Annotated in this window: 25 protein-coding genes; 9 read left to right on the top strand and 16 right to left on the bottom strand. The window is 68.6% G+C overall.

Annotated features, from left to right (window positions below; genetic code table 11):
* Positions 1-132: 132 nt before the first annotated feature.
* The 6 genes from BN948_RS22505 to pobA form a co-directional block, all read right to left on the bottom strand.
* Positions 133-1,206, bottom strand: a complete 1,074-nt coding sequence (locus BN948_RS22505) for a porin (RefSeq protein WP_009518968.1) — start codon at positions 1,204-1,206, stop codon at positions 133-135.
* A gap of 64 nt (positions 1,207-1,270) precedes the next feature.
* On the bottom strand, positions 1,271-4,486 hold the full coding sequence (locus BN948_RS22500; RefSeq protein WP_009518969.1) for a 4Fe-4S dicluster domain-containing protein: 3,216 nt from the start codon (positions 4,484-4,486) through the stop codon (positions 1,271-1,273).
* Between the two features lie 62 nt (positions 4,487-4,548).
* Positions 4,549-5,568 (bottom strand): Bug family tripartite tricarboxylate transporter substrate binding protein, encoded by a 1,020-nt coding sequence (locus BN948_RS22495; protein ID WP_009518970.1) that lies wholly within the window; start codon positions 5,566-5,568, stop codon positions 4,549-4,551.
* Positions 5,569-5,614: 46 nt separating this feature from the next.
* A complete protein-coding gene (locus BN948_RS22490) occupies positions 5,615-6,490 on the bottom strand; it encodes a class III extradiol dioxygenase subunit beta (protein WP_009518971.1) in 876 nt (291 codons plus the stop codon).
* Positions 6,483-6,896 (bottom strand): protocatechuate 4,5-dioxygenase subunit alpha, encoded by a 414-nt coding sequence (ligA, locus tag BN948_RS22485; RefSeq protein ID WP_009518972.1) that lies wholly within the window; start codon positions 6,894-6,896, stop codon positions 6,483-6,485. The genes BN948_RS22490 and ligA overlap by 8 nt, the downstream gene beginning before the upstream one ends.
* On the bottom strand, positions 6,896-8,074 hold the full coding sequence (gene pobA, locus BN948_RS22480) for a 4-hydroxybenzoate 3-monooxygenase (RefSeq protein ID WP_009518973.1): 1,179 nt from the start codon (positions 8,072-8,074) through the stop codon (positions 6,896-6,898). The genes ligA and pobA overlap by 1 nt, the downstream gene beginning before the upstream one ends.
* Positions 8,075-8,255: 181 nt before the next feature.
* Between pobA and BN948_RS22475 the strand changes: the two genes are divergently transcribed.
* Complete coding sequence (locus tag BN948_RS22475) at positions 8,256-8,723, top strand: SAM-dependent methyltransferase (protein WP_009518974.1); 468 nt, start codon at positions 8,256-8,258, stop codon at positions 8,721-8,723.
* A 17-nt stretch (positions 8,724-8,740) separates the two neighbouring features.
* Here BN948_RS22475 and BN948_RS22470 read toward each other — a convergent pair whose 3' ends face one another.
* Both BN948_RS22470 and BN948_RS22465 read right to left on the bottom strand, forming a co-directional pair.
* On the bottom strand, positions 8,741-9,556 hold the full coding sequence (locus BN948_RS22470; protein ID WP_009518975.1) for an alpha/beta fold hydrolase: 816 nt from the start codon (positions 9,554-9,556) through the stop codon (positions 8,741-8,743).
* On the bottom strand, positions 9,556-10,866 hold the full coding sequence (locus tag BN948_RS22465; protein ID WP_009518976.1) for an O-acetylhomoserine aminocarboxypropyltransferase: 1,311 nt from the start codon (positions 10,864-10,866) through the stop codon (positions 9,556-9,558). The genes BN948_RS22470 and BN948_RS22465 overlap by 1 nt, the downstream gene beginning before the upstream one ends.
* Positions 10,867-11,050: 184 nt before the next feature.
* On the opposite strand from BN948_RS22465, the gene BN948_RS22460 reads away from it, so the two are divergent.
* Positions 11,051-11,530 carry a CBS domain-containing protein gene (locus BN948_RS22460; RefSeq protein WP_009518878.1) on the top strand — a complete coding sequence of 160 codons (480 nt, stop codon included), beginning with the start codon at positions 11,051-11,053 and terminating at the stop codon, positions 11,528-11,530.
* Positions 11,531-11,534: 4 nt separating this feature from the next.
* Here the strand turns inward: BN948_RS22460 and BN948_RS22455 are convergent, their stop codons facing one another.
* Complete coding sequence (locus tag BN948_RS22455; protein WP_009518879.1) at positions 11,535-12,746, bottom strand: polyhydroxyalkanoate depolymerase; 1,212 nt, start codon at positions 12,744-12,746, stop codon at positions 11,535-11,537.
* A 143-nt stretch (positions 12,747-12,889) separates the two neighbouring features.
* Between BN948_RS22455 and BN948_RS22450 the strand changes: the two genes are divergently transcribed.
* From BN948_RS22450 to BN948_RS26805, 3 genes are all read left to right on the top strand, one after another.
* Positions 12,890-13,549, top strand: coding sequence for a glutathione S-transferase (locus BN948_RS22450; RefSeq protein WP_009518880.1), 660 nt, complete (start codon positions 12,890-12,892; stop codon positions 13,547-13,549).
* 453 nt (positions 13,550-14,002) lie between these two features.
* A complete protein-coding gene (locus BN948_RS26345) occupies positions 14,003-14,440 on the top strand; it encodes a DUF6678 family protein (RefSeq protein WP_081922025.1) in 438 nt (145 codons plus the stop codon).
* 518 nt (positions 14,441-14,958) lie between these two features.
* Positions 14,959-15,198 (top strand): hypothetical protein, encoded by a 240-nt coding sequence (locus BN948_RS26805; protein ID WP_138820161.1) that lies wholly within the window; start codon positions 14,959-14,961, stop codon positions 15,196-15,198.
* A 377-nt stretch (positions 15,199-15,575) separates the two neighbouring features.
* Here the strand turns inward: BN948_RS26805 and BN948_RS22440 are convergent, their stop codons facing one another.
* The gene (locus BN948_RS22440) at positions 15,576-15,998 is read right to left on the bottom strand and encodes a cupin domain-containing protein (protein ID WP_009518881.1); all 423 of its coding nucleotides are present in this window, start codon (positions 15,996-15,998) and stop codon (positions 15,576-15,578) included.
* Between the two features lie 122 nt (positions 15,999-16,120).
* Here BN948_RS22440 and aroC point away from each other — a divergent pair, with 122 nt between their 5' ends.
* Positions 16,121-17,221 carry a chorismate synthase gene (aroC, locus tag BN948_RS22435; RefSeq protein ID WP_009518882.1) on the top strand — a complete coding sequence of 367 codons (1,101 nt, stop codon included), beginning with the start codon at positions 16,121-16,123 and terminating at the stop codon, positions 17,219-17,221.
* Positions 17,208-18,392 (top strand): MFS transporter, encoded by a 1,185-nt coding sequence (locus BN948_RS22430; protein WP_009518883.1) that lies wholly within the window; start codon positions 17,208-17,210, stop codon positions 18,390-18,392. The genes aroC and BN948_RS22430 overlap by 14 nt, the downstream gene beginning before the upstream one ends.
* Here BN948_RS22430 and BN948_RS22425 read toward each other — a convergent pair.
* Genes BN948_RS22425 through aroE form a run of 3 tightly spaced genes read right to left on the bottom strand, consistent with a single transcriptional unit; the run spans position 18,349 to position 20,550 of the window.
* Positions 18,349-19,239, bottom strand: a complete 891-nt coding sequence (locus tag BN948_RS22425) for a DMT family transporter (RefSeq protein WP_009518884.1) — start codon at positions 19,237-19,239, stop codon at positions 18,349-18,351. The genes BN948_RS22430 and BN948_RS22425 overlap by 44 nt on opposite strands.
* On the bottom strand, positions 19,236-19,694 hold the full coding sequence (gene aroQ, locus BN948_RS22420) for a type II 3-dehydroquinate dehydratase (protein WP_009518885.1): 459 nt from the start codon (positions 19,692-19,694) through the stop codon (positions 19,236-19,238). Before aroQ ends, BN948_RS22425 begins: the two co-directional genes overlap by 4 nt.
* 31 nt (positions 19,695-19,725) lie before the next feature.
* Positions 19,726-20,550, bottom strand: a complete 825-nt coding sequence (aroE, locus tag BN948_RS22415) for a shikimate dehydrogenase (protein WP_009518886.1) — start codon at positions 20,548-20,550, stop codon at positions 19,726-19,728.
* Positions 20,551-20,625: 75 nt separating this feature from the next.
* Here aroE and BN948_RS22410 point away from each other — a divergent pair, with 75 nt between their 5' ends.
* A complete protein-coding gene (locus BN948_RS22410; RefSeq protein WP_009518887.1) occupies positions 20,626-21,291 on the top strand; it encodes a DsbA family oxidoreductase in 666 nt (221 codons plus the stop codon).
* A 15-nt stretch (positions 21,292-21,306) separates the two neighbouring features.
* On the opposite strand, the gene BN948_RS22405 is transcribed toward BN948_RS22410, so the two are convergent.
* On the bottom strand, positions 21,307-22,410 hold the full coding sequence (locus BN948_RS22405) for a mechanosensitive ion channel family protein (protein ID WP_009518888.1): 1,104 nt from the start codon (positions 22,408-22,410) through the stop codon (positions 21,307-21,309).
* A 94-nt stretch (positions 22,411-22,504) separates the two neighbouring features.
* Positions 22,505-22,747, bottom strand: coding sequence for a glutaredoxin family protein (locus BN948_RS22400; RefSeq protein ID WP_009518889.1), 243 nt, complete (start codon positions 22,745-22,747; stop codon positions 22,505-22,507).
* A 125-nt stretch (positions 22,748-22,872) separates the two neighbouring features.
* Between BN948_RS22400 and BN948_RS22395 the strand changes: the two genes are divergently transcribed.
* A complete protein-coding gene (locus tag BN948_RS22395) occupies positions 22,873-23,877 on the top strand; it encodes a porin (protein WP_009518890.1) in 1,005 nt (334 codons plus the stop codon).
* 9 nt (positions 23,878-23,886) lie between these two features.
* Here the strand turns inward: BN948_RS22395 and BN948_RS22390 are convergent, their stop codons facing one another.
* Positions 23,887-24,888, bottom strand: coding sequence for an AraC family transcriptional regulator (locus BN948_RS22390; RefSeq protein WP_009518891.1), 1,002 nt, complete (start codon positions 24,886-24,888; stop codon positions 23,887-23,889).
* Positions 24,889-25,271 lie beyond the last annotated feature (383 nt).

Genomic DNA, 25,271 nt, shown 5'->3' with positions numbered 1-25,271 from the left:
CTTCTTCGCCGTCTCGGGCGTGACGGCCACACGGGTCTCGCCCGCCAGTGTTTCGGCGGGTACGCCTATGAGCATGGAATGTCCTCGGGGATCGAAAGAGGCGCGGCGCCCACCGCGCCGCGCACCGGGGTCTTAGAAAACGTGGCGCATGCCGACCTGAAAGCCACGCACGTCGGCGCCGCGAGCGGGGTTGCCATTGGCTTCCGTGCGTGAAGGCCACAGACCGAACGCCGCGTTGCCCTTGTTGCTCTGGTGGCCCACGCTGGTGTAGAGCGAGGTGCGCTTGGACAGCGGGTGCATGTACTGCACCGCGAACAGGCGGGCGTCGGAATTCGCCGGGTCGTCGACGTTGCGCACCTGGTAGACCGCGTTGACCTCGCCGCGCCCGGCCGGCACCTTCACGCCCACGAAGCCACCGCGCATGCCGAACGAACCGTCGACGTCCGCCTTGACCCAGTAGCCGTAGAGCTTGAACGCACGAAAGTCGTAGCTTGCGCCCAGGCTGGTCACGCGGTTGTTCACCGATGCGAGCGCGGGTTGCCCGGCCGCGGCCCCGGTGGAGCGCAGTCGGTCGTGCACCATGCCCAGGAAGAGGCGGTCGCGGCTGTACTCCAGCGCGTAGCTGCCGGCATGGCCCACGGCCGCGCCTTCTCCCATCGCGTACATGGCCTTGCCCACGAAACCGTTGAGGCTGGGCGAGACATACATCACCGCGTTGTTGTGCATCGGCGCGTAGCCCAGGATGCCCGCCGCGCCGCCGCGCTGGAACAGCGTGAGCATGGCGCCCATGCCCGAGCGCTGGAACGGATCGATGCGCAGCGACATCGCGATGTTGGGGGTGAACTGGCTGCCCAGCGTCAGTGAGCCGTAGTCCTTGTGGCGCAGGCCCACGAGCGTCTCGCGGTTGAAGTACTGCGCGGCATTGGACGGCATGCCCGTGTCGACGTTGAAGCCGCTTTCGAGCTTGAAGAAGGCCTGCAGGCCACCGCCCAGATCCTCGGTGCCGCGCACGCCCCAGCGCGAGGTGTCGCTCGACAGGAAGCTGCGCTGGCTCGATGGCGTGGCGCCAACGCCAGAGAAGCGCACGGAGTTGATGGAGGCGTCGAGCCGTCCGTACAACTGGACGGACGAGGTCGCGGGGCCCGCGCCCTGGGCGAGCGCGGTCAGGGGCGCGAGCAGGCAGGCGCCCAACAGGCTGGTTTTCATCTTGTCTCCTTCTTGTGGGTTTGGCTCGGTTCGAGCGTTGATCGCGGCGACACGGCCACCGCGCTTACAGGTCCAGCACCACTTCGCCGTCCGCCTGGGCGGCACGGGAGCAGCACAGCACCATCCGGGTTTCGCGCTGCTTCTTGCTCAGCACGAAGTCGCGGTGGTCCACATCACCGTCGACGTAGTTCACCGCGCACACGCCGCACAGCCCGTCGCTGCACTTGACGTCGACCTGCAGGCCGCAGGCGGCCAGGGCCTGCACGGCGGATTGGTCCGCGGCCACGGCGATGCTCTGGCCCGAGCGGGCCAGCTTCAGCCGGAAGGGCAGGCGCTCGCGCGCCTCGGCCTCAGGCACCGAGAAGTACTCGCGGTGCAAGGCGTCTTCCGGCCAGCCGAACGAGGTGGCGGTGTCGAACACCGCGTCCATGAAGGCGGCGGGGCCGCAGGTGTACACATGGCTGCCGTCGCTGTAGCGGTTCAACACGTCGGCGATGTCGAGCCGTCGCTCATCGCTGAAATGGAAGTGCACGCGATCGGCCCAGGGCATTGCTTCCAGTTCGGGAATGAACGCGGCCTGCGCGCGGGTGCGGGACTTGTAGTACAGGTCGAAGTCCGCGCCCGCCGCGTGCAGTTCATGGGCCATGGCGATCAGCGGCGTGACGCCGATGCCACCGGCCAGCAGCACGTGGCGGGTGCCGGCGTGGACCACCGGGAAGTGGTTGCGTGGCCGCGAGATCACCACCTGCGCGTCCTGCCGCAGCATCTGGTGGATCTTCAACGAGCCGCCGCGGCCCTGGTCCTCGCGCAGGATGCCGAGCAGGTAGCGGCCGCGGTCGGCAGGGTTACCCGCCAGGCTGAACTGGCGGATGTACTCGGGCGTGATCGTGATGTCGATGTGCGCGCCAGCCACCCAGGCCGGCAGGTCCTGGCCATCGGGGGGCACGATCTCGAACAGGTCGATCTTGCCGTCGGCGGAGCTGGTCCAGCGCCGGCCGATGCGCGCCACCATCACGGGCGGCTCTTCCGTCAGGCGCCGCAGGGGCGGCACCAGGTCCTGCGTCTGGCCATCGCGCACGCGCTGCTGGTGCTGCGCCGGGGTGAGCAGGTTTTTGTAGGCATCGATACCCGCCTCCCGGTCCACCGGGCTGGGCATGGGCAGCGGCAGCGGCGCCAGTGGCGCGGGGTAGGCCGCGAGCGTCTGATCCTCGTGTTTGATCCTGATGTGCTTGTTCAGGCCGCGGACGTTGACTTCCTTGGCCGCCACGACCTTGCCCGTGCCGTCGTTGGTGATGTCCCACCACCATTTCTTGCGCGGGTTGATGCCGCCGCGGTTGAGGGCGTCGTCCAGGCGCGCGAGCCATTGCGCGGCCACCGGCATGTTCATCGCGGCCCAGCGGAAGGGCTTCTCCTGCACGAGTCCCGCCAGGTTCCAGGGGCAGGCCTTCATGCAGCGCCCGCACATCGCCCCACCCAGGTTGGTCATGCGGTAGCGGGTGCACTTCTCGACGTCGGCCTTCCAGATCTCGTAGCCGTTGAACATCACCTTGGGCCCGGCGGAGATGGCACCCGAGGGGCATTCGCGCGCGCACTTGTTGCACGAGTCGCAGAAGTTCTGCAGGCCGAAGTCGATGGGCTTGTCGGGCTGGATCGGGAAGTCGGTGGTCATCACACCGGTCTTGCTGCGCGGGCCCAGAAACGGGTTGAGGATCGTCTCGCCGATGCGGCTGACCTCGCCCAGTCCCGCGAGCAGCACCAGCGGCGTCTGGATGACGTCGCTGTCGGCGGCGGAGTGCGCGGTGGCGCCGTAGCCCAGGCCACGCAGGTGGTCGCCCAGCACGCCACACACCAGGCCGGCCCGCATGTAGGTGCGCATGGACTGGGCGCTGGAGATCCAGTCGTCGCCCGAGGCCCCTTCCATGGTCTCGTAGCCCTGGTCGATCATCACCGTGGCCGCGAAGGGGTGCGCGACCGGCATCTCGGTGCCGTCCTGCCGGTGCGAATACCAGACCCAGGCCGGCGCGCGCGACACGCCCGCGATGTCGGCGCCCAGGAAGTGCAGCGTGGCCTTCACCAAGTCGGCGTTGCGCGCGGGGTCGAGGTAGTTGGTCTTGTGCGCGGCCGGCTCGCCGCGCTGCAGCACGGAGTAGACGTTCAAGGCCAGGCGCAGCGCGGCGGCCAGCGGGGCCTTGGCGACCGAGAAGCCGTCCTTGGACGCTTCCTGCGGCGCCTTGCCCAGGTCGCCGAAGGCCGCGCGCAGGAAGAACTCGCTGCTCTTGGGCACGCGCGGTATGCGGTCCTCGTCGATGAAGGTGGTGGTCTCCTCCACGCGCTTGAGCGTCTCCACGGGATAGAGGCTGTCGCGGTAGTGGCGGCCGGCGAAGTCCACCGCGTTCGACGCGTTTTTCGGACTCGACGCGCCCAGCCACCAGCTCGGGCCGCGCGAGCGCCAGCGCTCGTTCAGGCTGGCGGGCGCCAGTGCCTGATCCGGTTTGAGCGCGAGCGTGGTGGTGACGACGGCGAGGCCGAACCGCGTGCCGATGAAGGGGTTGGTCACCGCGCCGTCTTCCAGGCGCGCCAGCCCGGCGGAGACGGCCAGGCGGTTGAGGTGGACGTCGGTGGTGGTCGCCGTGTGGCTGCGCGCCTCGTAGCCCAGGATGCGCAGGTAGTTGGCCAGCACGGCGGCGGTCTCGGCGGCCCGCAGCGCGGCCCGCCAGTCCTGCATGCCGACGATCCAGTCGGCGCCCGGTTCATCGGCCGAAGGGTCGCGCGGGTGGGCCACCATCAGCACCAGGGCGTGGGTGTGGTGTTCGATGCCGGCCTCGCACAGGGCCATCGAGCGCTTCATCTGGCGCAGCACCGCGTTCGGGTTGAAGCGCAGGCGCAGCTTGGTTTCGGACTGTTCGTAGGTGGCCGTGCGAAAGGCCGGGTGCTCCACGCGTTGCGGCAGCAGGTGATCCGCCTGCAGCGCGCAGACGCCTGCGATCGACGTGTCCAGGAAGTAGGCGGCCGACTTCAGGTGTTCGGCGCGCAGGCCCGGGCTGCCCGGGATCTCCGCGAGGTGGGGGTTGCGATCCCCTTCGCGGACCTGATCGAGCGCGCACATGAAGCGGCTGACGGAGCGTGCCAGCGTGGCGGACGCGTCCGGGCCCTCGGGCGGGCGCAGCACGCCACTGTCGACGATGCGGGACAGATCCGGCGCGGCGGGCTGGCGGCGCAGGCGCTCGCTGGGGAAGGAGCCCAGGTGCACCGGGCGGTCGTGGTGGGAAAAAAGGCGCATGAAAGGTCCTCGGCCGCGCGGGGCGGCGGCCGTTGCAGGGGATGTGGGAGGGGCTTGAGCGCTTACTCTTTGATGCCGCGCTCGCGCACGATGGCGCCGTAGCGCGCGCTGTCGCGCTGGATCAGGGCGCCGAATTGCGCCGGGCTCATGGGCGTGGCCTCGGCGCCGATCGCGGTGAACTGCTGGGCCACCTGGGGCTGGGCCAGCAGCTTGTTGATCTCGGCGTTCATGCGGTTGACGATGGCCGTTGGCGTGCCAGCGGGGGCGTAGATGCCGTGCGTGGTGCCGGCGTCGAAATCGGCCAGGCCCAATTCGCGGACGGTGGGCGTGTCCGGGAACAGGGGCGAGCGCTTGGTGCTGCCCACCGCCAGCAGGCGCAAGCGGCCACCACGCACGTGCTCCAGTGCGATACCGGGGTCGAAGAGGAATTGCGTGGTGCCGCCGAGCAGATCCTGCAGAGCCGGAGAGGCGCCGCGGTAGGGCGCGTGCACGACATTGATGCCGCTCTGGGCCCGCAGCATCTCGGTGGCCACGTGCGGTGCGCTGCCCGTGCCGGGTGAGCCGTAGGTGAGCTTGCCTGGGTGGGCCTTGGCATAGGCCAGCAACTCCTGGAAGTTGCGGAAGCTCTGGCGCGCATCCGACACCAGGAACAACTCGATGCGGGCGACGGCGGCCACCGGCATGAGGTCCTTCTCCGGGTTGATGGGTACGCGTGGCAGCGTGTGGATCGAGATCGACATCGAACTTCCCGAGGTCACGAGGAAGGTGTAGCCATCGTTGGGCGCGCGCGCCACGGCCTCTGCCGCGAGCATGCCGGTCACGCCCGATCGGTTCTCCACCACCACGGGCTGGCCCAGGGCCTGGATGAGGCCGGGCGCCAGGGCCCGCGCGGCCACGTCGGGCGAGCTGCCGGGTGGAAACCCCACGATGAAGCGGATGGGCTTGGCGGGCCAGTCCGCCTGCGCCGCGGCGGGGGCTGTCGCGCCCGCCCACAGCGCGGCCGCCAGGACGGTGGACTGGCCCAGCCGGTGCGCCAGTCGGGTCCAGGCGCCGGGCTTCTTGCGGTGGTCGATGTCGTTCATGTTGTTTGTCTCCTGTTGTCGTGGGGAAAAAGGCGCCGGTGCGGTCTCAGGCCGGCTGGGCGGCCAGTGGCCGGCTGGCGCGCGCGGCGTCCTCGAGAACCAGCAAGCCGTAGGCGGTGTTCGAGGCGGGCACGTGATAGAAGCGGTGCACCACCTCGACCTCGGGTTGGAGGGCGCCGCGCATGACCAGCCACATCACGCACTCCAGTCCTTCGGAGCCAGCCTCGCGCAGCAACTCCACGTGGTCGTGGGCGGCGGCCTTGTCGGGTTCGGTCACGAACTCGTCGAGCCAGCGCTGGTCGAACTCGGCGTTGATCAAACCCGCGCGTTCGCCCTGCAACTGGTGCGAGAGCCCGCCGGTGCCGATGACCGCGACACGCAGATCGCCGGGGAAGGACTCGACGGCGCGCCGGATGGCCTGGCCCAGCTTGAGGCAGCGCTGCCCGGTGGGCGGCGGGTACTGGATCACGTTCACGCACAGCGGGATGACGCGGCAGGGCCAGGACTCGGGCTGGCCGAACAGCACGGACAGCGGCACGGTCAGACCGTGGTCCACCGTCATCTGCGATGCGATGGTGATGTCGAATTCGTCCAGGATCAGCGACTCGGCCAGGTGCCACGACAGTTCGGGCGCGCCTTCCACGCGAGGCACCGGCCGGGGCCCATAGCCCTCGTCGTGGGGCTCGTAGTGCGAGGCCACGCCCAACGCGAAGGTGGGCGTGAGTTCCAGCGAGAAGCACGAGGCGTGGTCGTTGTAGACAACGATGCACACGTCGGGCCGCGTGCGCGCGACCCAGTCCCTGGCCGCCTGCATGCCGTCGAAGACGGGCTTCCAGTACGGATCCTGCGTCTTGCCGTGATCGACCGCGGCGCCGATCGCCGGCACGTGCGAGGTACCCACGCCACCGATGAGCTCAGCCATGGCAGGCCTCCCGGTTCTCGCGCCGGCTGCGCATGCCTTCGGCCGGGCGTCCGCCCGACACCATCATCTGGCGGAAGTCGTCCACCGTCATGCCGGTGCCCGACATGGCGGCGCCCACGTGCTGCATGCTCAGGCCGTCGAAGATGGCGAGCTTGAAGGTGTAGTAGATGTTGCCGCCCAGGCGCAGCAGACCGAGCCAGTCGCGCAACAGCACCGCGTCGCGCTGCGCGTCGGTCATGGGGAAACCCGCGAGATAGTCCGCAGGCGCCGCGCGGAACCGCTCGCGGTTGGCCGCGAGGTCCAGTGACTTGCAGAACATGTTGAGCCAGTAGCCCTTGCGTTGGTGCGCCCCGTCAAAGACGTAGGTGCCGGGGATGTCGTGGTAGTCGCGTGGTGTGGGGTTCATCAGGTCTGCTCCAGGGGAAGGCCGGCGTACTGCTCGGCCAGCGCCACTTGCGCGCTGGGGGACGATTTCAGGAACTCGAGTTCGTATTCCTGCGTGCGCTGGTCGAAGGCCGTGGTGGTGGGAAAGCGGTGCAGCAGGTTGGTGAGGTACCAGGACGTGCGCACCGAATGCCACACGCGCCGCAGCGCGGTGTCGCTGTAGCTGTCCAGCAGGTCGGAGCGGCCGTTCTTGTAGCGCGCCACCAGCGCGCGGCTGAGGTAATGCACGTCGGAGAAGGCCAGGTTGAGCCCCTTGGCGCCGGTGGGCGGCACGATGTGCGCCGCGTCGCCCGCCAGGAACAGGCGGCCGTAGCTCATGGGCTCGGCCACGTAGCTGCGCAGCGGCGCGATCGATTTCTCCACCGACGGGCCTTCCACGATCGCGGCGGCCAGGTCGGCGGGGTAGCGCGCCTTCAACTCTTCCCAGAAGCGCTCGTCGGACCAGTCCTCGATGGCGGTGTCCAGCGGCACCTGGATGTAGTAGCGGCTCATCGTCGGGCTGCGCATGGACGCCAGCGCGAAACCGCGCGGGTGGTTGGCGTAGACGATGTCGGGCAGCGGCGGGCGCGGCGTCAGGATGCCCAGCCAGCCGAAGGGGTAGACCTTCTCGAACTCCTTCAGCACCGTGGCCGGGATGGTGCGGCGCGACACGCCGTGAAAGCCGTCGCAGCCAGCGATGTAGTCGCATTCGATGGTGTCGGGCTGGCCATCGAGCTCGAAGCTCACGCGTGGCTGGTCGCCGTCAACGCCGTGCAGGGCGACGTTGGACGCGCCGAAGACGAGGCGCGCCTGCCGGCGATCGGCCGCGGCGAACAGGTCTTCCTGGATGCTTGTCTGGCCGTAGGCCACGAAGCGCTTGCCCACGTGGCGGCGCACGTCGATGAAGAAGCTGCTGCGGCCGGCCCACACGATCTTCATGCCGTCGTGCTCGTGGCCTTCGCGGTCCATGCGCTCGGCCAGGCCGTACTGGCGCAGCATGTCCACGGTGGTCTGCTCGAGCACGCCGGCGCGGATGCGCGACTGCACGTGCTGGCGGGTCTGGCGTTCCACCACGACGCTGTCGATGCCGTGCTGGTGAAGGATCTCGGAAAGCAGCATGCCCGCCGGGCCTGCCCCGACGATGGCGACTTGGGTTTTCATGAAAATCGAACGGTCCTGTTGGAAAGTCGGCGGATCGTAGGAACGCCCCCCGGCCCCAACAAGCCAGCGCGAAGCGATAGCAATCGGTTCGCCCTATCACCGTCACCGATCAAGCGATCCCACAATGGCGCGATGTACCTCGCGGAGCGCCCAGGTCCGCGCCAGCCATGGAGACGAAGCGATGCACCCCGTGATCGAGATGACGCCCATTGGCCGCGTGGCGGGTGGCCGGCGCGAAGCCACCAAGGACGGCTGGGGCCCGAACCGCTGCAGCCTGATGCTCGACCCCCGGCGCTTCGGCCCCGAAGCGCTGGCCGGCGTGGAGGCGCTGTCGCACCTGGAGGTGCTGTTTCACTTTCACGTGGCCGTTGACGAGCCGCTGGAAACCGGTGCCCGCCACCCGCGCGGTCGCACGGACTGGCCGAGCGTCGGCATATTCGCTCAGCGGGGGCGCATGCGCCCCAACCGCATCGGCGCGTCGTTCTGTCGCGTGCTGGGCGTGCGCGGCCTGGAGGTCGAGGTGGAAGGTCTGGACGCGGTGGACGGCACGCCCGTGCTGGACATCAAGCCCGTGTGGGCCGAGTACCTGCCGCGCGGCGAGTTGCGCCAGCCCGACTGGTCACATGAGCTGATGGCGAACTACTGGTAAGGCGCGCCGGCCCGGCGTCACTTCAGGAAATCGCGGATCGCGAACAGCGTCGCATCCGGGGTTTCGGTCATCTGGTGATGCCCCACGGGCAGCGTCACCACCTTGAAGGCCTTGCCGGCGGTCTTCGCGGTGTCGATGAGGGTCTTCGCTGCCTTGGCCTGCGTCATCTGGTCCTGTGCGCCCAGCACGAACAGCACGGGGCAGGTGAGGGCCTTCATCGCGGCCTCACCGTTGGCGTAGCTGTCGCAGGCCACGAAGCCGCGGTGAAAAACGTTGACCTTGGCGTTGCTGCGCAGCACGCGCCGGCCCAGGGCCATGCTGGCGCCATACACCCAGGTGCCCGGCCCGAGGGCCGAAGGCGGCGCGGCCAGCGTGCTGCGGCTGAACACGTTGATCATCTTCAGCGCCTTCTCGGGCTCGTTCAGCGAGGCCTCGATCAGCGCGGGCGACACCTTCATCGGGTAGGCCGTGCCCACCAGCACCGCGTGCGTGATGCGCTCCTTGAGCCGGCCCGCTGTTTCCAGCGCGATCAGCGAGCCCCAACTGTGGCCCACCAGCGCAGCGCGCTGCACGCCGGCCGCGTCGAGCAGGGCGGCGATGAAGTCGGCCGCGTCCTCGACACTGGCGGGCGCCTCGCCCTGGCTGCGCGCGTGGCCCGGCAGGTCCACGGCCAGCACGTTGAAGCCGTGGTGCGCCAGGTAGCGGCTCTGCAGGATCCACACGCTGTGGTCGTTGAGCACGCCGTGGATGAACACCACGGTGGGCTTGGCGGCGTCGAAGGGCTTGCCGCCGGTGTAGCAGTAGGTCTTGGCGCCGTTGACGGTGAGTTCCATCAGGCACCTGCCTTTTCTGCGGCCTTCAGCGCGCGTTTCAGGTCGTCGATGAGATCGTCGGCGTCCTCGAGCCCGATCGAGAGGCGGATGGTGCCCGGGCCGATGCCCGCGCCCGCCAGTGCCTCGTCGCTCATGCGGAAGTGCGTGGTGCTGGCGGGGTGGATCACGAGCGAGCGGCAGTCGCCCACGTTGGCCAGGTGGCTGAAAAGTTTGAGCGCCTCGATGAAGGCGCGGCCTTGCTCGCGGCTGCCTTTGATGTCGAAGCTGAACACGGAGCCCGCGCCGCGCGCGCCGAAGCGCAGCAGCTTCCCGGCCAGCGCGTGGCTGGGGTGCGTCTCGATCAGCGGGTGGCCGACGCGGCCCACCAGCGGGTGGCTGGCGAGGAACTGCACGATCTTCTCCGTGTTGGACATGTGCCGGTCCATGCGCAGCGACAGCGTCTCGATGCCCTGCAGGATCAGCCAGGCGCTGTGCGGGCTCATGCAGGCGCCGAAGTCGCGCAGGCCCTCGCGCCGCGCGCGCAGCAGGAAGGCGCCCACCGTGGATTCCTCGGTGAACACCATGTTGTGGAAACCCTCGTAGGGCGCGCTGAACTCGGGGAAGTGGCCCGCCGCGTCCCAGTCGAAGCTGCCGCCGTCGATCAACACCCCGCCGATGACCGTGCCGTGGCCGCTGAGGAACTTGGTGGCCGAGTGGTAGACGAGGTCGGCCCCCAGCTCCAGCGGCTTCACCAGGTAAGGCGTTGTGAGCGTTGAATCCACCAGCAACGGCACCCGGGCCTCGTGCGCGATCTGCGCCACCGTGGGCATGTCCAGCACGTCCAGGCCCGGGTTGCCCACGGTCTCGCCGAACAGCAGGCGGGTGTCGGGGCGGATGGCTGCGCGCCAGCCGTCGATGTCGCCCGGCTTGACGAAGGTCGTGTCGATGCCGAAGCGGCGCATGGTGTAGTGCAGCAGGTTCTGGCTGCCGCCGTACAGCGCGGTGCTGGCCACGATGTGCGAGCCCGCGCCCATGAGCGTGGCCACCGCCAGGTGCAGCGCGGCCTGGCCGCTGGCGGTGGCGATGGCGCCGATGCCGCCCTCCAGCGCGGCCATGCGCTGCTCGAACACCGCGTTGGTGGGGTTGCTGATGCGGCTGTACACGTGGCCCGCGCGCTCCAGGTTGAACAGCGCGGCGGCGTGCTCGCTCGATTCGAAAACGAACGAGGTGGTGAGGTGGATGGGCACGGCGCGCGCGCCGGTGGCGGGGTCGGGCGCGGCGCCCGCGTGCAGCGCGAGCGTGTCGAAGCCGGGGTCGGCGTGGCCTGCCATGGGGTCTTGTCTCCAGAAACGCTTGTTGGTGAAATTCGATCCGCCGCCGGGCCGCCCCAAGGCGGATCAGCCCCCTCGGGGGGCAGCGACCCGCGCAGCGGCGGAGCGTGGGGGCTCGATGATTGTGGGCTATATTGGCCCACCCGCCTTGAGCGGAAGCGACACATTCCCGAGGAGACCGATCATGAAAGTCAGCGACATCCTGCGCGTCAAGGGCGGCACGCTGTACACCACGTCGCCCGACGAGCGACTCGAAGTCGCCGTGCAGACCATGGCGCAGTACGACATCGGCTCGCTGGCCGTGATGGAGCACGGTGAGCTGGTGGGCATGCTGACCTTTCGCGAATTGATCGAAACCCTCGCCACCAACAACGGGCAGCTCGGCGGGCGCATCGTGCGCACGGTGATGGACGACCACCCGATGACCTGCACCCCCGAGACCGAGCTGGAGCAGGTGCGCCCCATGATGCTGGAGCGGCACACGCGCTACATGCCGGTGATGGATGCCCGCATGCTCATGGGCGTCATCAGCTTCTACGACGTGGCCAAGGCCGTGGTGGACAGCCAGAACTTCGAGAACAAGATGCTCAAGGCCTACATCCGCGACTGGCCCGAAGAAGAGACGCCCGCGGACCCGCCGCCGCAACTCAGGGCCGCTCGCTGAGGCCTCAGCCCGTCGCGGAGTGGATGTGCTCGCGAACGCGCGGGTAGATCTGTGAATTCCAGCGCCGGCCGCTGAACACCCCGTAGTGCCCCACGCCCGTCTGGATGTGGTGCGTCTTGCGATAAGGCCGGACGCCCGTGCACAGGTCCTGCGCCGCTACCGTCTGGCCGATGGCGCAGATGTCGTCGCGCTCGCCTTCCACCGTCATGAGCGCCGTGCGGCGAATGGCACCCGGGTTCACGCGCCGCCCGCGCCACATCAGCTCGCCGCGCGCCAGATCGAAGGTCTGGAACACCTTCTCCACCGTCTCCAGGTAGAACTCGGCCGGCAGGTCGTTCACCGCCAGGTACTCCTCGTAGAAGTCCTGAATGGTGCGGGCCTCGTCCACGCGGCCCTCCACCAGGTGCTCCGCCATGGTGCGGAAGGACTGCTGGTGCCGCTCGGGGTTCATGCTCATGAAGGCCGTGAGCTGCACGAAGCCCGGGTACACGCGGCGCATGTGCCCCGCGTGCGGCAGCGGCACGTGGCTGATGAGGTTTTTCGCGAACCACTCGATGGGCTTGCTGGTGGCCAGGCGGTTGACTTCGGTGGGGTTCACGCGGCAGTCCACCGGCCCGGCCATCAGCGTCAGGCTGGCGGGCGTGGCGGGGCGCTCGTCCTCGGCCATGAGCGCCGTGGCGGCCAGCGCGGCCACGCAGGGCTGGCAGACCGCGATCACGTGGTGGCCCGGCCCCACGGCGGCCGAGAACCGCATCATGTAGTCGATGTAGTCGTCCAACCCGAACGCGCCGTGGCGCAGGTGCACGTCGCGGGCGTTGTGCCAGTCGGTGATGTAGACGTCGTGGTCCTGCAGCAGGGTGCGCGCGGTCTCGCGCAGCAGGGTGGCGAAGTGGCCCGACAGCGGCGCGACCAGCAGCACCGGCGGGCCCGGCTCGGCCGTGCGCTTGGCGAAGTGCAGCAGGCTGCCGAAGGGCAGGGTGAGGGCGACCTTTTCGTCCACCACCACCGGTTCGCCGTTCACCAGCACCTCGCCGATGCCGTAGGGCGGGCGGCTGTGGGTGAGGCGCAGGCGCGAGACAAGGTCGCAGGCGGCGGCAATCTGGCGCAGCCAGGTGCGTTCGGTGCGCGGTACCCAGAAGGTGGAGGCCAGGGATTGGGCGACCAGCCGCAGCGGTGAGAGCAGGTCGGACTGGGTTTGGTAGGCCTGGTACAGCATGGGCGTCGTGCCTCTTGTGGAGGGATGCGCGGGGTGCAGGCAAGTCCCGGGCCAGCCGCGCGGTGCACCGGGGCGGTGCCTGCGGTGTTTCACCAGATGGCACAGGCTTTGCTGAGTGCGTGGGCACTCACCGGAGACGCCCCATGGCCAGCACCGCCGAACTCACCATCAGCAGCAAGAACTACGGCGCCTGGGCGCTGCGCGGCTGGCTCATGTGCAAGCTCGCGGGGCTCAAATTCACCCAAAAGGTGATTCCGCCGGACGATCCGTCGATGCGGGCGGAAATGCTGCTGCTGTCGGCGTCGATGCGGGTGCCGTCGCTGGTGCACGAAAAGGTGCACGTGTGGGACGTGTTGGCGATCGGCGAGTACCTCAACGAGATCAAGCCTAACGCCGGCCTGCTGCCGGCGGACCGCGCGGCGCGGGCGCATTGCCGGGCGATTTGCGGGGAGATGCATTCGGGGTTCACGGCGCTGCGCTCGTCGCTGCCGATGAACATCAAGGGGCACTTTCCGGGGTTCAAGCTCTGGAGCCGGGCGCAGTCGGACATTGATCGGATCGAGGCGATCTGGACGGAGTGCCTGTCTTCGTATGGCGGGCCGTACCTGTTCGGTGCCAAGCCCTGCATCGCGGATGCGATGTTCGCGCCGGTGGTGACGCGGTTCATCACCTATGAGGTGGCGCTGGATCCGGTTTGCGTGGCGTATTGCGACACGGTGATGGATCTGCCGGCGATGAAGGAATGGGTGGCTGCGGCTGAGGCGGAGCCGGACGAGATTGACGAGCTGGACGCTGAGTTCTGATTCGGGTCTTTGCTTCGGCTTCTGTCTTGGTCGGCGTTCTGTGGGTTGCGCTCGTGCCTCGGTTGGCGGGCCGAGGGCTTGGGCTGTGCCGCTGGGGGCTTCGATGCGCAGCCCTTCGCTTCGCGAAGGGTTCCCTCCGGTGCTCGGGTGACCGGCCCGCGGCATAACTCGCTGCATGCGCTTCGCGCATTCCGCTCAAACAGATGCCGCCAGTCAGTTCACGAAGCGCGCTGCGCGCGCGGGCCGGCCACCCTGCGCTCCTCGGCAGCGCATAGGCGCCCCCAGCGGCACAGCCCAAGCCCTCGGCCAGAGGCGGATGGGCGAGCGGGGCGGGATGCAGGTCTGGCGATTGAAAGGCCGGTTTTCGTCGAATAGGATGACGTCCTTCGGCCAGAAGCGGACGTCGCGCTTCATCCTTTCATTCTCAGCAGACGTTTCCCGATGGAGCCTCGGATGAATGTGTACCCCATGGCAGGTGCCTGCCTTCAAGGCGTCAATGAGCGCGATGTTCGTGCCGCGGCAGCTTCTCGCGGGCTGGTCGGAGCGGCCAACAACACGAAGTGGGATGAACTCATTTCCTTTTTTCGTGGCATGCCTGATTGGAGGCCGTCGTATCGCTGGAAGTCGATAGAGGGCCATGTTTCCGGCTGGGATGTTGAGTGGTTCTATCACCTGCCGTTTCCATTCAAAGGTGTGCAGTGGCTTGATATCGGATTGCGCCGACATCGGGCTGGTGGCGAGTGCGGCCTGTCAGAGGCTAGAGACATAAGCGATCGCATCGTTTCTGAGATTCATAAGATTGGCTTCGACTTCGAAACTCGGAATGATGTGGTGCGTGTTTGGGGCTATTTGCCTCGTTGCTACGAGGACTTCCCGCCGAAAGGCAGCTGAGCTAAGAGCGAATAAGTTGCGTCTTTGGCCGAGGAGGCTAGTGCAGGAAGGCGGCTTCCAACTGCGACTACTTCGGGCGTGTGCGCGTCTCAGCTAGCATGGCGGTCATCGGCCAGGAGCGGACACTCCCTGGCCAGTCAGAACTGGCCAATGTGACCGGTTGCAAGACCTAAATGACCAAGATTTATCTGTACGGTGGCGAGGCGACGTACGCCGGGCATTGCGATTTTGAGTGGCAGGCTCCAAGGCTCGGCGCCAGACATAAGCTCATCCTCTTCCTGGCGCAAGACGAAAACGAATCCCGCGAGGACATAGCAAGGTCGGAACTCGCCCGATTTGGGTTTACCGATTTCGACATGGGCACAGGGCGACCGATAGATGTTGAGTCGCTTAACGACCCACGCATGCATGCTTTCAGACGCCACTACGAAGGTGCGCTCGACGAAGGGTGTTCGCTTGTTTGGTACCCATAGCCGAGCCAGCAACTAAAGCTACATTCGGCCAAGAGCGGAAGTGCGATGAGCAACAAGCCTGTCAGGGAATTCGGCTTTGAACGCAGCGCGTTTAGCGATGAGTCGAGGACGAACCTAGCCGCTGCAGCGAGAAGGCACGAACGCATCATGCGGATACGCCGCTTCCATTCCCTTGATCGTGCCAACTTCTGGCGCATGCCGCGCTGGCTGTGGTTCCCGCTGGTGGCAGCGTTGGCACTGGTGTTTGTCTTGGCGCTTGCCGCAGTGCGGTTTGGAATTGCTTGATGCCTGCTTCGGGCCCTATGCGTGCATTCCCCAAAAGCTTCTGATCACAGTGCGTCATCTTGTTGGCGCACCAAGCATGTACGCGTCAGGCGTGGGGCTGTGCCCGGGGTGGCGCCTGTGCGGCGCCGAGGAGCGCAGGGGGCAGGCCGGCGCGCGCAGCGCGCTTCGTGAACTGACTCGCGGCATCTGTTTGAGCGGAATGCGCGAAGCGCATGCAGCGAGTTATGCCGCGCGGCCTGGCCCCGAGCACCGCAGGGAACCCCTCGCGCAGCGAGGGGCGCTGCAGTGAAGCCACCCCGGGCACAGCCCCTCGCCTGACACCCGCCAACCCGGCGGTGAGCAGACGCCCGCACCGTCCAACCCAGCGAGCAGGGCAATCAAACCCAAGGCGTCGGCTTCGGAATCTCACAAACCGGATCAACGTCAATGGTCTTGAAATCCGCCGGCGACACGATCTCCAAGTACTCCATGTCCGGCGAGTAGTCGAAGAGAAAGTGCCGCACCCCCGGCCGCTGGTGCACGCAGTCGCCGGCTTCCACCAGCGTCACCTGGTCCTCGTACATGAAGCGCGCCCAGCCCTTGAGCATGATCACGATCTGGAAGTCCGCCTCGTGCCGGTGCCAGCCCGTGCCTTCCTCGGGCGGCATGTTGGCCTTCACCAGGTGTGCGATCACCTTGCCGTGCGTGGCCTTGGCGATGCCCAGGTCACGGTAGAGGAAAAAATCGCGCAGGCCGCCGCCCTCGTAGGACGTGTCGGCGGGCTTGACGTGGGAGAACAGGGTTCCGGTCCGGTCCAGCATGGCGTGCTCCTTTCTGGGGCGTGACAGCAGTGAATTTGCTGCTATGCAGCATGAAGCACGAAGCGTTCCGGTCGGCACCCCGATCCGGGCCAGCCAAGCCCCTCGCCGATAATCGGCGCCCTATGAGCGGCAACACCCTAGGCACCCTGTTCCGGGTCACGAACTTCGGCGAATCCCACGGCCCGGCCATCGGCTGCGTCATCGACGGCTGCCCCCCCGGCATGGACCTGTCCGAAGCCGACATCCAGGGCGACCTGGACCGCCGCCGCCCCGGCACCAGCAAGTTCGTCACCCAGCGCAACGAGCCCGACGCGGTGGAAATCCTCAGCGGCGTGTACGAAGGCAAGACCACCGGCACCCCCATCTGCCTGCTCATCCGCAACACCGACCAGCGCAGCAAGGACTACAGCGAGATCGCCAAGACCTTCCGCCCCGGCCACGCCGACTACACCTACTGGCAGAAATACGGCATCCGCGATCCGCGTGGCGGTGGCCGTTCCTCCGCGCGCCTGACGGCACCCACCGTGGCCGCCGGCGCCGTGGCCAAGAAGTGGCTGGCGCACCAGTTCGGCACCACCTTCCGCGGCTGCATGGTGCAGGTGGGCGAGGTGGTGATCCCCTTCGAAAGCTGGGACCACGTGCCCGACAACCCCTTCTTCGCGCCCGTGGCCGATGTCTCCGCCATCGAGGACTACGTGAACGCCCTGCGCAAGCGCGGTGACTCCTGCGGTGCGCGCCTGCGCGTCACCGCCAGCGGCATGCCGGTGGGCCTGGGCGCGCCGCTGTACGACCGGCTCGACGCCGACATCGCCCACGCCATGATGGGCCTGAACGCGGTGAAGGGCGTGGAGATCGGCGCCGGCTTCGCCAGCGTGGCCGATTTCGGCAGCACGCACGGCGACAGCCTCACGCCCGAAGGCTTCGCGGCGAACAAGGCCGGCGGCGTGCTCGGTGGCATCAGCACCGGGCAAGACCTGGAGGTGCAGATCGCCATCAAGCCCACCAGCTCCATCCTGGTGCCGCGCGAGAGCATCGACGTCGATGGCAAGAGCACCGAGCTCATCACCAAGGGCCGCCACGACCCTTGCGTGGGCATCCGCGCCACGCCCATCGCCGAGGCGCTGCTGGCGCTGGTGGTGATGGACCACGCGCTGCTGCACCGCGCGCAGTGCGGCGACGTGCGCACCGACACGCCGGACATCGCCGCGCGTGGCCGTGGCTGAGCGCGGCAAGCTGCTTCCTTTCGCCGCACTGAGCGCGAGCTACTTCGCGCACATCGGCTTCTTCAACCCCTACCTGCCGCTCTGGCTGAAGGACCTGGGCTTCGGCCTGCTGGCCATCAGCGTGCTCACCTCGGTGCAATCGGCCACACGCCTGTTCGCGCCCTACGGCTGGGGCTGGCTGAGCGACCACACCGGCGAGCGCGTGCGCCTGCTGCGCATCGGTGCCGGCGTGGCGTTGTTGTTCTCGCTGGGCCTGTGGTTCGACTTGAGTGGCCCGGTGTTGTTCGTGGTGCTGCTGCTGATGTTCACCCACACCAGCGGCATGATGCCCATGAGCGAGGCCGTGCTGGCCCACCTGGTGAGTCGTGAGGGCCGCTTCGACGCGCGCCGCTATGGCCGCGTGCGGGTGTGGGGCTCGCTGGGCTTTCTGGTCACGGTGCTGGCGGCGGGCGCCTGGTTCCAGGCCTTCGGCATGGGCAGCTTCGCGGCCTGGACCTCGCTCAGCCTGGCCGCCGTGGCACTGAGCACCTGGCTGCTGCCCGACGCGCGCGAGCCCGCCACGCACCAGGCCAAGGCCGATCCGATCGGCCCCGTGCTGCGCCAGCCGCGCATGCGCTGGTTCTTCGCGGCGGTGTTCTTCCACGTGCTCGCGCACGTCTTCATCTACGTCTTCTTCTCGCTGCACCTGGACGCGCTGGGCTACCCCAAGTCGGCCATCGGCGCGTTCTGGGCGGCCTCGGTCGTGGTCGAGATCGGCTGGTTCCTCACCCAGGGGCGCTGGATGCCCGCCCTGTCTCTGCCCGGCTGGCTGGTGCTCGGCGGCGCGCTGATGGCGCTGCGCATGGTCATCACGGCGGGGCTGCCCTCGGTGTGGCCGCTGCTGGCGCTGGCGCAACTGCTGCACGCCATCACCTTCGCGGCGCACCACACGGTGTGCATCGCGTGGATCAGCGAACACTTCCCCGGTCGCCTGCGCGGGCGCGGGCAGGCGCTGTACGCGGTGCTGGGTTATGGCCTGTCGGGCGTTACCGGCGGTTTGCTGGGCGGCGTGGTGTCCAGCCGCTTCGGGCTGGCCAGCGTGTTCTGGCTCGCCGCGCTGTGCGGTCTGGTGGCGGCGGCTTGCGCGCTCAGGGTGCGGGCGTTGACGCGAGCCAGCGGCGGAAGGGGTTGAAGCCGGTCACCAGCCCGGTGGCCAGCAGCACCAGCGCGCCGCCGATGAAGATGCCGCTGGAGAGTTCTTCGCCCAGGAACAGGTGGCCCCAGGTGACGCCGAAGATGGGGATCATGAAGGCCGGGCTGATGGCGGCCACGGGCGAGACGTGGCGCAGGATGCGCAGGTGGATCCAGTGCGCCAGGCCCGAGGTGACCAGCCCCAGCACGGCCAGGGCGGCCAGCGCCTGCGGCGTGAAGCTGGCCTGCGGCCAGGCCCAGAGCGCGCCCGGCGCCAGGAACAGCGCCGCCGTGGCATGGATACCCGTGGCGATGGCCAGGGGCTCCATGCGCGTCGTGGCGCGCTTCATGAGCGGCGTGGAGCAGCCGTAGCAGGCCGAGGCGAAGATGCAGGCCAGCACCGCCGCGATGGTGGGGGCGTCAAGCTGCACCGGCCCGAGCTGCACCACCAGCCCCACGCCCACGAAGCCCAGCACGCAGCCGGCCACCTTGTGCGGCGTGAGCGTGTCTTCCTTCGTCCAGGCCGCGGCCAGGGTGCCGAACAGCACCGCCGTGGTGTTGAGCAGGGCGCTGTAGCCGGCGGGCAGGTACAGCAGCGCCCAGGCGTAGAGCAGGAAGGGCATCACCACCGTGAGCAGGCCCAGCAACATCAGTTCTCGCCAGTGGCGCCAGGGCCAGTGCTGGCGCAGCAGGCGCATCACCAGCGTCAGCGTGACCATGGCCAGCAGCACGCGCAGGCCCGCCAGCGGCAGGGGTGTGAGTGCCGGGCTGGCGATGCGCAGGAACAGGAAGGACGAGCCCCAGAGGGCCGACAGCCCCACCAACTGCGCGAAGTGGCGGGTCTTCACCGGGCGGCGGCCTTGCGGACCAGCCCCTCGATGGCGAGTTCGTAGCCCGCGACGCCGAAGCCCACCACGATGCCCGCCGCCACCGGCGAGATGTAGGAGTGGTGGCGGAAGGCCTCGCGCGCGTGCACGTTGGAGATGTGCACCTCCATCACCGGCAGCGGCGCCACGCCCGCGATGGCGTCGTGCAGCGCGACGGAGGTGTGGGTGTAGGCGCCGGGGTTCATCACCACGCCCAGCAGCTCGCCGGCCTTGAAGCGCCTGCCCGCCGCATGGATGGCGTCGATCAGCACGCCCTCGTGGTTGCTCTGAAGCGCCTCCAACGTGTGGCCCAGCCGCTCGGCGGTGGCGCGGCAATTGGCCTCCACGTCAGCCAGCGTGGCCGCGCCGTAGGTGCCGGGCTCGCGCGTGCCGAGCAGGTTCAGGTTGGGGCCGTTGAGCAGCAGGATGGCGGGCATGGGGGCGTCTCCCTGTGTTGTTCCGTCAACTTTAAACCAGTGGCACCGACAGCCGGGCGATCACGGCCCGCGTGTCCGGCCGCACGCCGCGCCACCACGCAAAGGCCTCGGCCGCCTGTTCCACCAGCATGCCCACGCCATCGGCCAGGGCCGTCACGCCGGCCTCGCGCGCCTGCCGCAGAAACGGCGTCAGGCCCTTGCCGTAGACCATGTCGTAGGCCAGCGCGCCGGGCGCGAACAGGCCGGCGGGCAAGGGCAGGGATTCACCACCCAGGCCGGTGGAGGTGGCGTTGACGACTACGTCGAAGGACTCGCCCGCGAGCTCGGCGTAACCACCGGTTTGCAGTGCGGCGTGCGCGGCAAAGTCGGTGCGCAGCGCATGCGCCTTGTCGGCCGTGCGGTTGGCCACGGCCAGCACGGCTGGCCCCTGCTGTGCGATGGGCAGCAGCGCGCCGCGCGTGGCACCGCCGGCGCCCAGCAGCAGCACGCGCCGGCCCCGCAGCGCATGACCCAGGTTGCGCTGCACGTCGTTGACGAGGCCGATGCCGTCGAAGTTCTCGGCGCGGATGCGATCGTCCGCTTCGAAGCGCAGGCAGTTGGCCGCGCCGGCCAGGCGCGCGGCCTCGCTCGGGTCGGTGGCGAGTTCGCAGGCCTGCAGTTTGAAAGGGAGGGTGACGTTCACCCCGCGCCCGCCCTGTTCGCGGAAGGCCCGCACCGTGGCCGCAAAGCCGTCCAGCGGTGCCTCGATGGCGGTGTAGGCGATGTCCTGCCCCGTGGCCTGGGCAAAGGCGGTGTGGATCTGCGGGGATTTGCTGTGCGAGATCGGGTGGCCGATGACGGCGTAGCGGTCGGTCATGAAGGCTTTCGGCAGGCAGGGTCTTGGGGCAAGCCCGGCATTGTCTCGCAGCGCCCGGCGGGACAATGCCGCCCCATGAACACCCCACGCCTCAAGATCGATTTCGTCTCCGACGTGTCCTGCCCCTGGTGCGCCATCGGCCTGGGCGGGCTGCAGCAGGCTCTGCGCCAGCTCGACGGCCAGGTCGCCGCCGACATCACCTTCCAGCCGTTTGAGCTCAACCCGAAGATGAGGTCCGAGGGCCAGGACATTGGCGAACACCTGACCGAGAAGTACGGCAGCACGCCCGAGCAGCAGGCGAAGATCCGCGAGACCATCGCCGCGCGCGGCGCCGAGGTGGGCTTCACCTTCAACCCGGCAGGCCGCGGTCGCATCTGGAACACCTTCGACGCGCACCGTCTGCTGCACTGGGCGGCCGAGGAGGGCGCCCCTGGCCAGCAAGCCGCCTTGAAGAAGGCGCTGCTGGCCGCCTGCCACACGCGCAGCGAGGCCATGGGCCACCACGACGTGCTGCTGGCCTGCGTGCGTGAGGCCGGGTTGGACGAAGCGCGCGCCCAGGCCATTCTGGCCAGCGACGAATTTGCCCAGGCCGTGCGCGAGCGCGAGCAGTTCTACCTGTCGCACGGCATCCATTCGGTGCCGGCGGTCATCATCAACGACCGCCACCTCATCTCCGGCGGCCAGCCGGCGGCGGTGTTCGAGCAGGCGCTGCGGCAGATCGCAGCGGAGCATGTGGAGTGAGCGGCCGGGCGCCGCTCAACTGACGGGCGAGCGCGCCTCGCCCGATCCGCCCGCCGTGGGCCCCGGCTCCATCGCCACCTCCGCGCGCAAGCGCGGCAGGTACTGCGGGTACTCGCGCTGAAGAAAGTCCACCAGCTTCTCGCGCACCTCGCAGCGCAAGTCCCAGCCCGCGCCGGCGGAGGCAGACGTCACCAGGCAACGCAGTTGCAGGGCGCGTTCGCCGGCCTCGGTGACCTGCAGCAGGCTGAAGCGCTTGTCCCAATGCGGTGAGGCCTCGCAGATGCGCTGCAGCTCCTCGCGCAGCGGCGCCAGCGGCGTGCGGTAGTCCACCCACAGGAAGACCGTGCCGATGAGCTCGGATGTGGTGCGTGTCCAGTTCTGGAAGGGCTTCTCGATCCAGTACTGCAGGGGCACCACCAGACGGCGCTGGTCCCAGATGCGCACCACCACGTAGGTGCCGGTGATCTCCTCGATCACGCCCCATTCGCCCTCCACGATGACCACGTCGTCCAGCCGGATCGGTTGGCTCAAGCCGATCTGCAGGCCCGCGATGAGGTTGCCCAGCACCGGACGCGCCGCAAAGCCGGCCACCAGGCCCGCCAGACCCGCGGAGGCCAGCAGGCTGGTGCCGATCTGGCGTGCCTGCGGAAAGGTCATCAGCATCAGCGACAGGCCGATCAGCAGCACGATGCCCTGCAGCGTGCGCGCGAGCACCCGCGTTTGCGTCTGGATGCGGCGCGCCTGCAGGTTGTCGGCGACGCTGGTGGGGTTGGCGGTGATGACGCCTTGCGCCACGCCCCGCACCGCGTTGGACACCAGCCAGGTCACCGCGCCGATGAGCAGCAGGGCCGCCAATTGCTGGGCCGTGGCCAGGCCGGGCGTGTCGGTGGGCGTGCCCTGCAGGACGGCGTGGATGGGCAGCAGCGGCAGGCCCCATTTGGCGGGCGCGCGAATGGCGCTGGCCACGCTGGCCGCCAGGGGTGCGTCGCGTGTGGCGCGACGCACGATGCGCTCACCGATGCGAAAGGCCAGGGCGGCGATCAGCACGCCGACGAGCATGCTGCCCAGCGACGGCAGCCAGGCCAGCAAGGGGGCGGGCAACCAGTTCAATGCGTCCATGCGTTGGCAGCGTAACCAGCGAACCAAATCGCACGCAAGCCTGGGTGCTTTGAAAACCGCAGCACACGCGTTGTGTGCCGCGGGCGTGGTGGCGTCAGCGGCCCAGTTGCGCCAGCGCGGCCTGCAGGCCCGCCAGGCCGCCCACGCGCTGGTCGTTGATGAAGACCTGCGGCATCTGACGCACCGAGGGGCCGCACTTCTCGTAGAAGGCGAGGCGCTCGGCCTCGTCGTCGATGCGGATTTCCTCGAAATCCATCGAACGGGACTTCAGCAGCATCTTGGCGGATTCGCACTGCGGGCAGGCGGACTTGGAATAGACGGTGATCTTGAGGCTCATGGTGGGCAAGTGTAGGGCCGGGCACGCGATGTGCTTTGTGACGGCAGGCCTGCGACGCTTGCAGCGGGCCGTTCCGTCGTTGGGCCAGGGGCTCATCTCTCCACACTACAAACGTCTTCAATTCCATGAATCAAACGAACAAGCGCTTTGCAAAGCGCAGCATTCTTGCCGGCGCCTTGTTGGGCCTGACCGCTCTTGGTGCACACGCCCAGAGCAACGTGCAGGTCTACGGCCTCATCGACATGAGCGTGGGCTCCACCAAGAACCCCGGCGGGCAGTCCATCACCGGCGTGGACAGCGGCAAGATGACCACGAGCTATTTCGGCTTCAGTGGCACCGAAGACCTGGGCGGCGGCCTGTCGGCGCAGTTCCGCCACGAGTCCTTCATGCGCGCGGACGTCGGCGAGGCCGGCCGCTTTGGCGGTGACCCCTTCTTCGCGCGCACGTCTTCCGTCAGCCTGGCGCACAAGGACTACGGCACGCTCAGCTTCGGCCGCAACACCACGCAGCTTTTCGTCTCCACGCTGATGTTCAACGCCTTCGGCGACTCCTTCGGCTACTCGCCGAGCATCCGCCACTACTTCGCCGGCGGCCAGGGCGCGGTCACGGGCGACACGGGCTGGAACGACGCGATCTCCTACGCCAGCCCGAGCCTGGGTGGCTTGCGCTTCGGTGCCAGTTCGGCCATGAAGGAAGGCAGCAACGGTGGCAACTGGAGCGCGGGCCTGAGCTACGCCGGCGGTCCGCTGGCCGTCACCGCCGTGCACCAGACCGTGAAGAAAGACGGTGCCACGCCGGTGCAGGACACCGAAACCACCCAGTTCGGTGCGTCCTGGGACTTCGGTGTGCTCAAGGCCTTCCTGCAGTACGGTGAGGTGAAGAACGAGACCACCAACAACAAGACCGACATCACCGGTCTGGGCGCGCGCGTGCCGCTGGGCGCGGGCGCCTTCGTCGCCCAGTACGGCACCATGGACCCGCGTGTGGGCGCCGAGCGCAAGACCCTGTCGCTGGGCTACCTGCACAACCTGTCGCGCCGCACCGAGCTGTATGGCGTGGTGATGAGCGACAAGGTCGATGGCCTGTCCAGCGGTGGCGGTTACTCGCTGGGCATTCGGCACCGCTTCTGATCGGGACCTTCAGGCCGCCGCCTGCGCCCTTCGCCAGGTCGCGGGCGGCTGCCCTGTCATGCGCTTGAAGGCGCGCGCGAAGGCCGCCTCCGATTCATAGCCCACGTCCTGCGCGATGGTGGCCACCTTGGCCTGGCCTTGCCGCAGCAGGCTGGCGCCCAACTGCATGCGCCAGTTGGCCAGGTACTGCATGGGCGCCTGGCCGGTGAGTTCCACGAAGCGCTCGTGCAGCGTCGATCGCGACAGGCCCACCTGGTGGCTCAGGTCCTCCACGCTCCAGGGCTCGGCGGGGCGCTCGTGCAGCAAGCGGATAGCCTGGCCCACGTGCCGGTCGCGCAGCGCGCCCAGCCAGCCGCTGCTACCCGCGGGCAGGCTGTCGAGGTAGCGGCGCGCCGCATCGACGAACACGAATTCGCTGGCCCGTTCCAGCACCGCGGCGCTGCCCGCGCGGTGCTCGCGCGATTCGGCCACGGCCTGGTCGAGCAGTTGGGTGGTCCAGGGGCCCAGATCACCCGCCCTCAGGTGCATCACCGGGGGCAGGGCGTTCACCAGCGGGTTGAAGGGCCGCGTGTCGCAGGCCACGAAGCCGCACACCACCACGGTGCGGGCGTCGTCCGCGGGGCCAGGGGATCCAGGGCGCAGCACGCCCCGGTGGTAGGCCACGGCGATGGGCTTGGGGTCGTCTCGTGTGGTGAAGCGCCAGTCGCTGTCGTCGGCCTGGGCGCGCAGGCCGGGCGCGCTGGACAGCACGTGCAGGTCCCCGCGCGGGAACATCACGATGTCGCCTTCGCTCATGCGCACAGGCGGCACGCCGTCCACCGCCGCCCAGCCTTCGCCCCGCAAGAACAGGTGGTAGGCGAGCACGTGGTCGGCGCCGGGCATGAGGGCGCTGGCCAGCAGCGGCGAAGCGGGCGTTTCGGCCGCCCAGTCGCCGTTGAAGCTGACGTAGTAGAAGACCGCGCCGCGCAGGCGCACGCTGCGAAGGACGTCGGACAAGGGGTCGTGGCTCACGGGGAACCTCCGCGCTGTGCGCCGTGGATGTGAGCCCGTTCCAGCGGCCGCGCCGGGCTCAAGGCGATTCGGCGGACGCGCGAGCAAATTTGCCCGACGCCGGGGAAAGCGTCAACGGGCGGGAATTCGAAGAATCACGCCCATCGGCACGAACCCGGCCCCCAACCCGCCGATACCCTGATCCGACCACCCCCAGACTGAGGAGCTTCCCCGTGAACGCCGTCATACCGCCCACCCCCCCCCCCCTTAACCCCCTCAAACAGCGCCCCCCCCGCGTCCGGTTCGTCCCCCGCCGCCCCAGGGCGGGCGAAGACCCCCGCGTTCGGCTTCTGCGACGACGCCGCCACCGGCGCGGCCGCCGCGACGCCGATGTTGGTGAGGAA

Origin of the sequence: Hydrogenophaga intermedia (assembly GCF_000723405.1) — a bacterium.
Lineage (GTDB): Bacteria > Pseudomonadota > Gammaproteobacteria > Burkholderiales > Burkholderiaceae_C > Hydrogenophaga > Hydrogenophaga intermedia.
This window is presented reverse-complemented; position numbering and strand designations above follow the sequence as displayed.

Coding starts and splice junctions, on each gene's coding strand:
- BN948_RS22505 (WP_009518968.1), bottom strand. CDS start 1,206: ATGAAAACCAGCCTGTTGGGCGCCTGCCTGCTCGCGCCCCTGACCGCG.
- BN948_RS22500 (WP_009518969.1), bottom strand. CDS start 4,486: ATGCGCCTTTTTTCCCACCACGACCGCCCGGTGCACCTGGGCTCCTTC.
- BN948_RS22495 (WP_009518970.1), bottom strand. CDS start 5,568: ATGAACGACATCGACCACCGCAAGAAGCCCGGCGCCTGGACCCGACTG.
- BN948_RS22490 (WP_009518971.1), bottom strand. CDS start 6,490: ATGGCTGAGCTCATCGGTGGCGTGGGTACCTCGCACGTGCCGGCGATC.
- ligA (WP_009518972.1), bottom strand. CDS start 6,896: ATGAACCCCACACCACGCGACTACCACGACATCCCCGGCACCTACGTC.
- pobA (WP_009518973.1), bottom strand. CDS start 8,074: ATGAAAACCCAAGTCGCCATCGTCGGGGCAGGCCCGGCGGGCATGCTG.
- BN948_RS22475 (WP_009518974.1), top strand. CDS start 8,256: ATGCACCCCGTGATCGAGATGACGCCCATTGGCCGCGTGGCGGGTGGC.
- BN948_RS22470 (WP_009518975.1), bottom strand. CDS start 9,556: ATGGAACTCACCGTCAACGGCGCCAAGACCTACTGCTACACCGGCGGC.
- BN948_RS22465 (WP_009518976.1), bottom strand. CDS start 10,866: ATGGCAGGCCACGCCGACCCCGGCTTCGACACGCTCGCGCTGCACGCG.
- BN948_RS22460 (WP_009518878.1), top strand. CDS start 11,051: ATGAAAGTCAGCGACATCCTGCGCGTCAAGGGCGGCACGCTGTACACC.
- BN948_RS22455 (WP_009518879.1), bottom strand. CDS start 12,746: ATGCTGTACCAGGCCTACCAAACCCAGTCCGACCTGCTCTCACCGCTG.
- BN948_RS22450 (WP_009518880.1), top strand. CDS start 12,890: ATGGCCAGCACCGCCGAACTCACCATCAGCAGCAAGAACTACGGCGCC.
- BN948_RS26345 (WP_081922025.1), top strand. CDS start 14,003: ATGAATGTGTACCCCATGGCAGGTGCCTGCCTTCAAGGCGTCAATGAG.
- BN948_RS26805 (WP_138820161.1), top strand. CDS start 14,959: ATGAGCAACAAGCCTGTCAGGGAATTCGGCTTTGAACGCAGCGCGTTT.
- BN948_RS22440 (WP_009518881.1), bottom strand. CDS start 15,998: ATGCTGGACCGGACCGGAACCCTGTTCTCCCACGTCAAGCCCGCCGAC.
- aroC (WP_009518882.1), top strand. CDS start 16,121: ATGAGCGGCAACACCCTAGGCACCCTGTTCCGGGTCACGAACTTCGGC.
- aroQ (WP_009518885.1), bottom strand. CDS start 19,694: ATGCCCGCCATCCTGCTGCTCAACGGCCCCAACCTGAACCTGCTCGGC.
- aroE (WP_009518886.1), bottom strand. CDS start 20,550: ATGACCGACCGCTACGCCGTCATCGGCCACCCGATCTCGCACAGCAAA.
- BN948_RS22410 (WP_009518887.1), top strand. CDS start 20,626: ATGAACACCCCACGCCTCAAGATCGATTTCGTCTCCGACGTGTCCTGC.
- BN948_RS22405 (WP_009518888.1), bottom strand. CDS start 22,410: ATGGACGCATTGAACTGGTTGCCCGCCCCCTTGCTGGCCTGGCTGCCG.
- BN948_RS22400 (WP_009518889.1), bottom strand. CDS start 22,747: ATGAGCCTCAAGATCACCGTCTATTCCAAGTCCGCCTGCCCGCAGTGC.
- BN948_RS22395 (WP_009518890.1), top strand. CDS start 22,873: ATGAATCAAACGAACAAGCGCTTTGCAAAGCGCAGCATTCTTGCCGGC.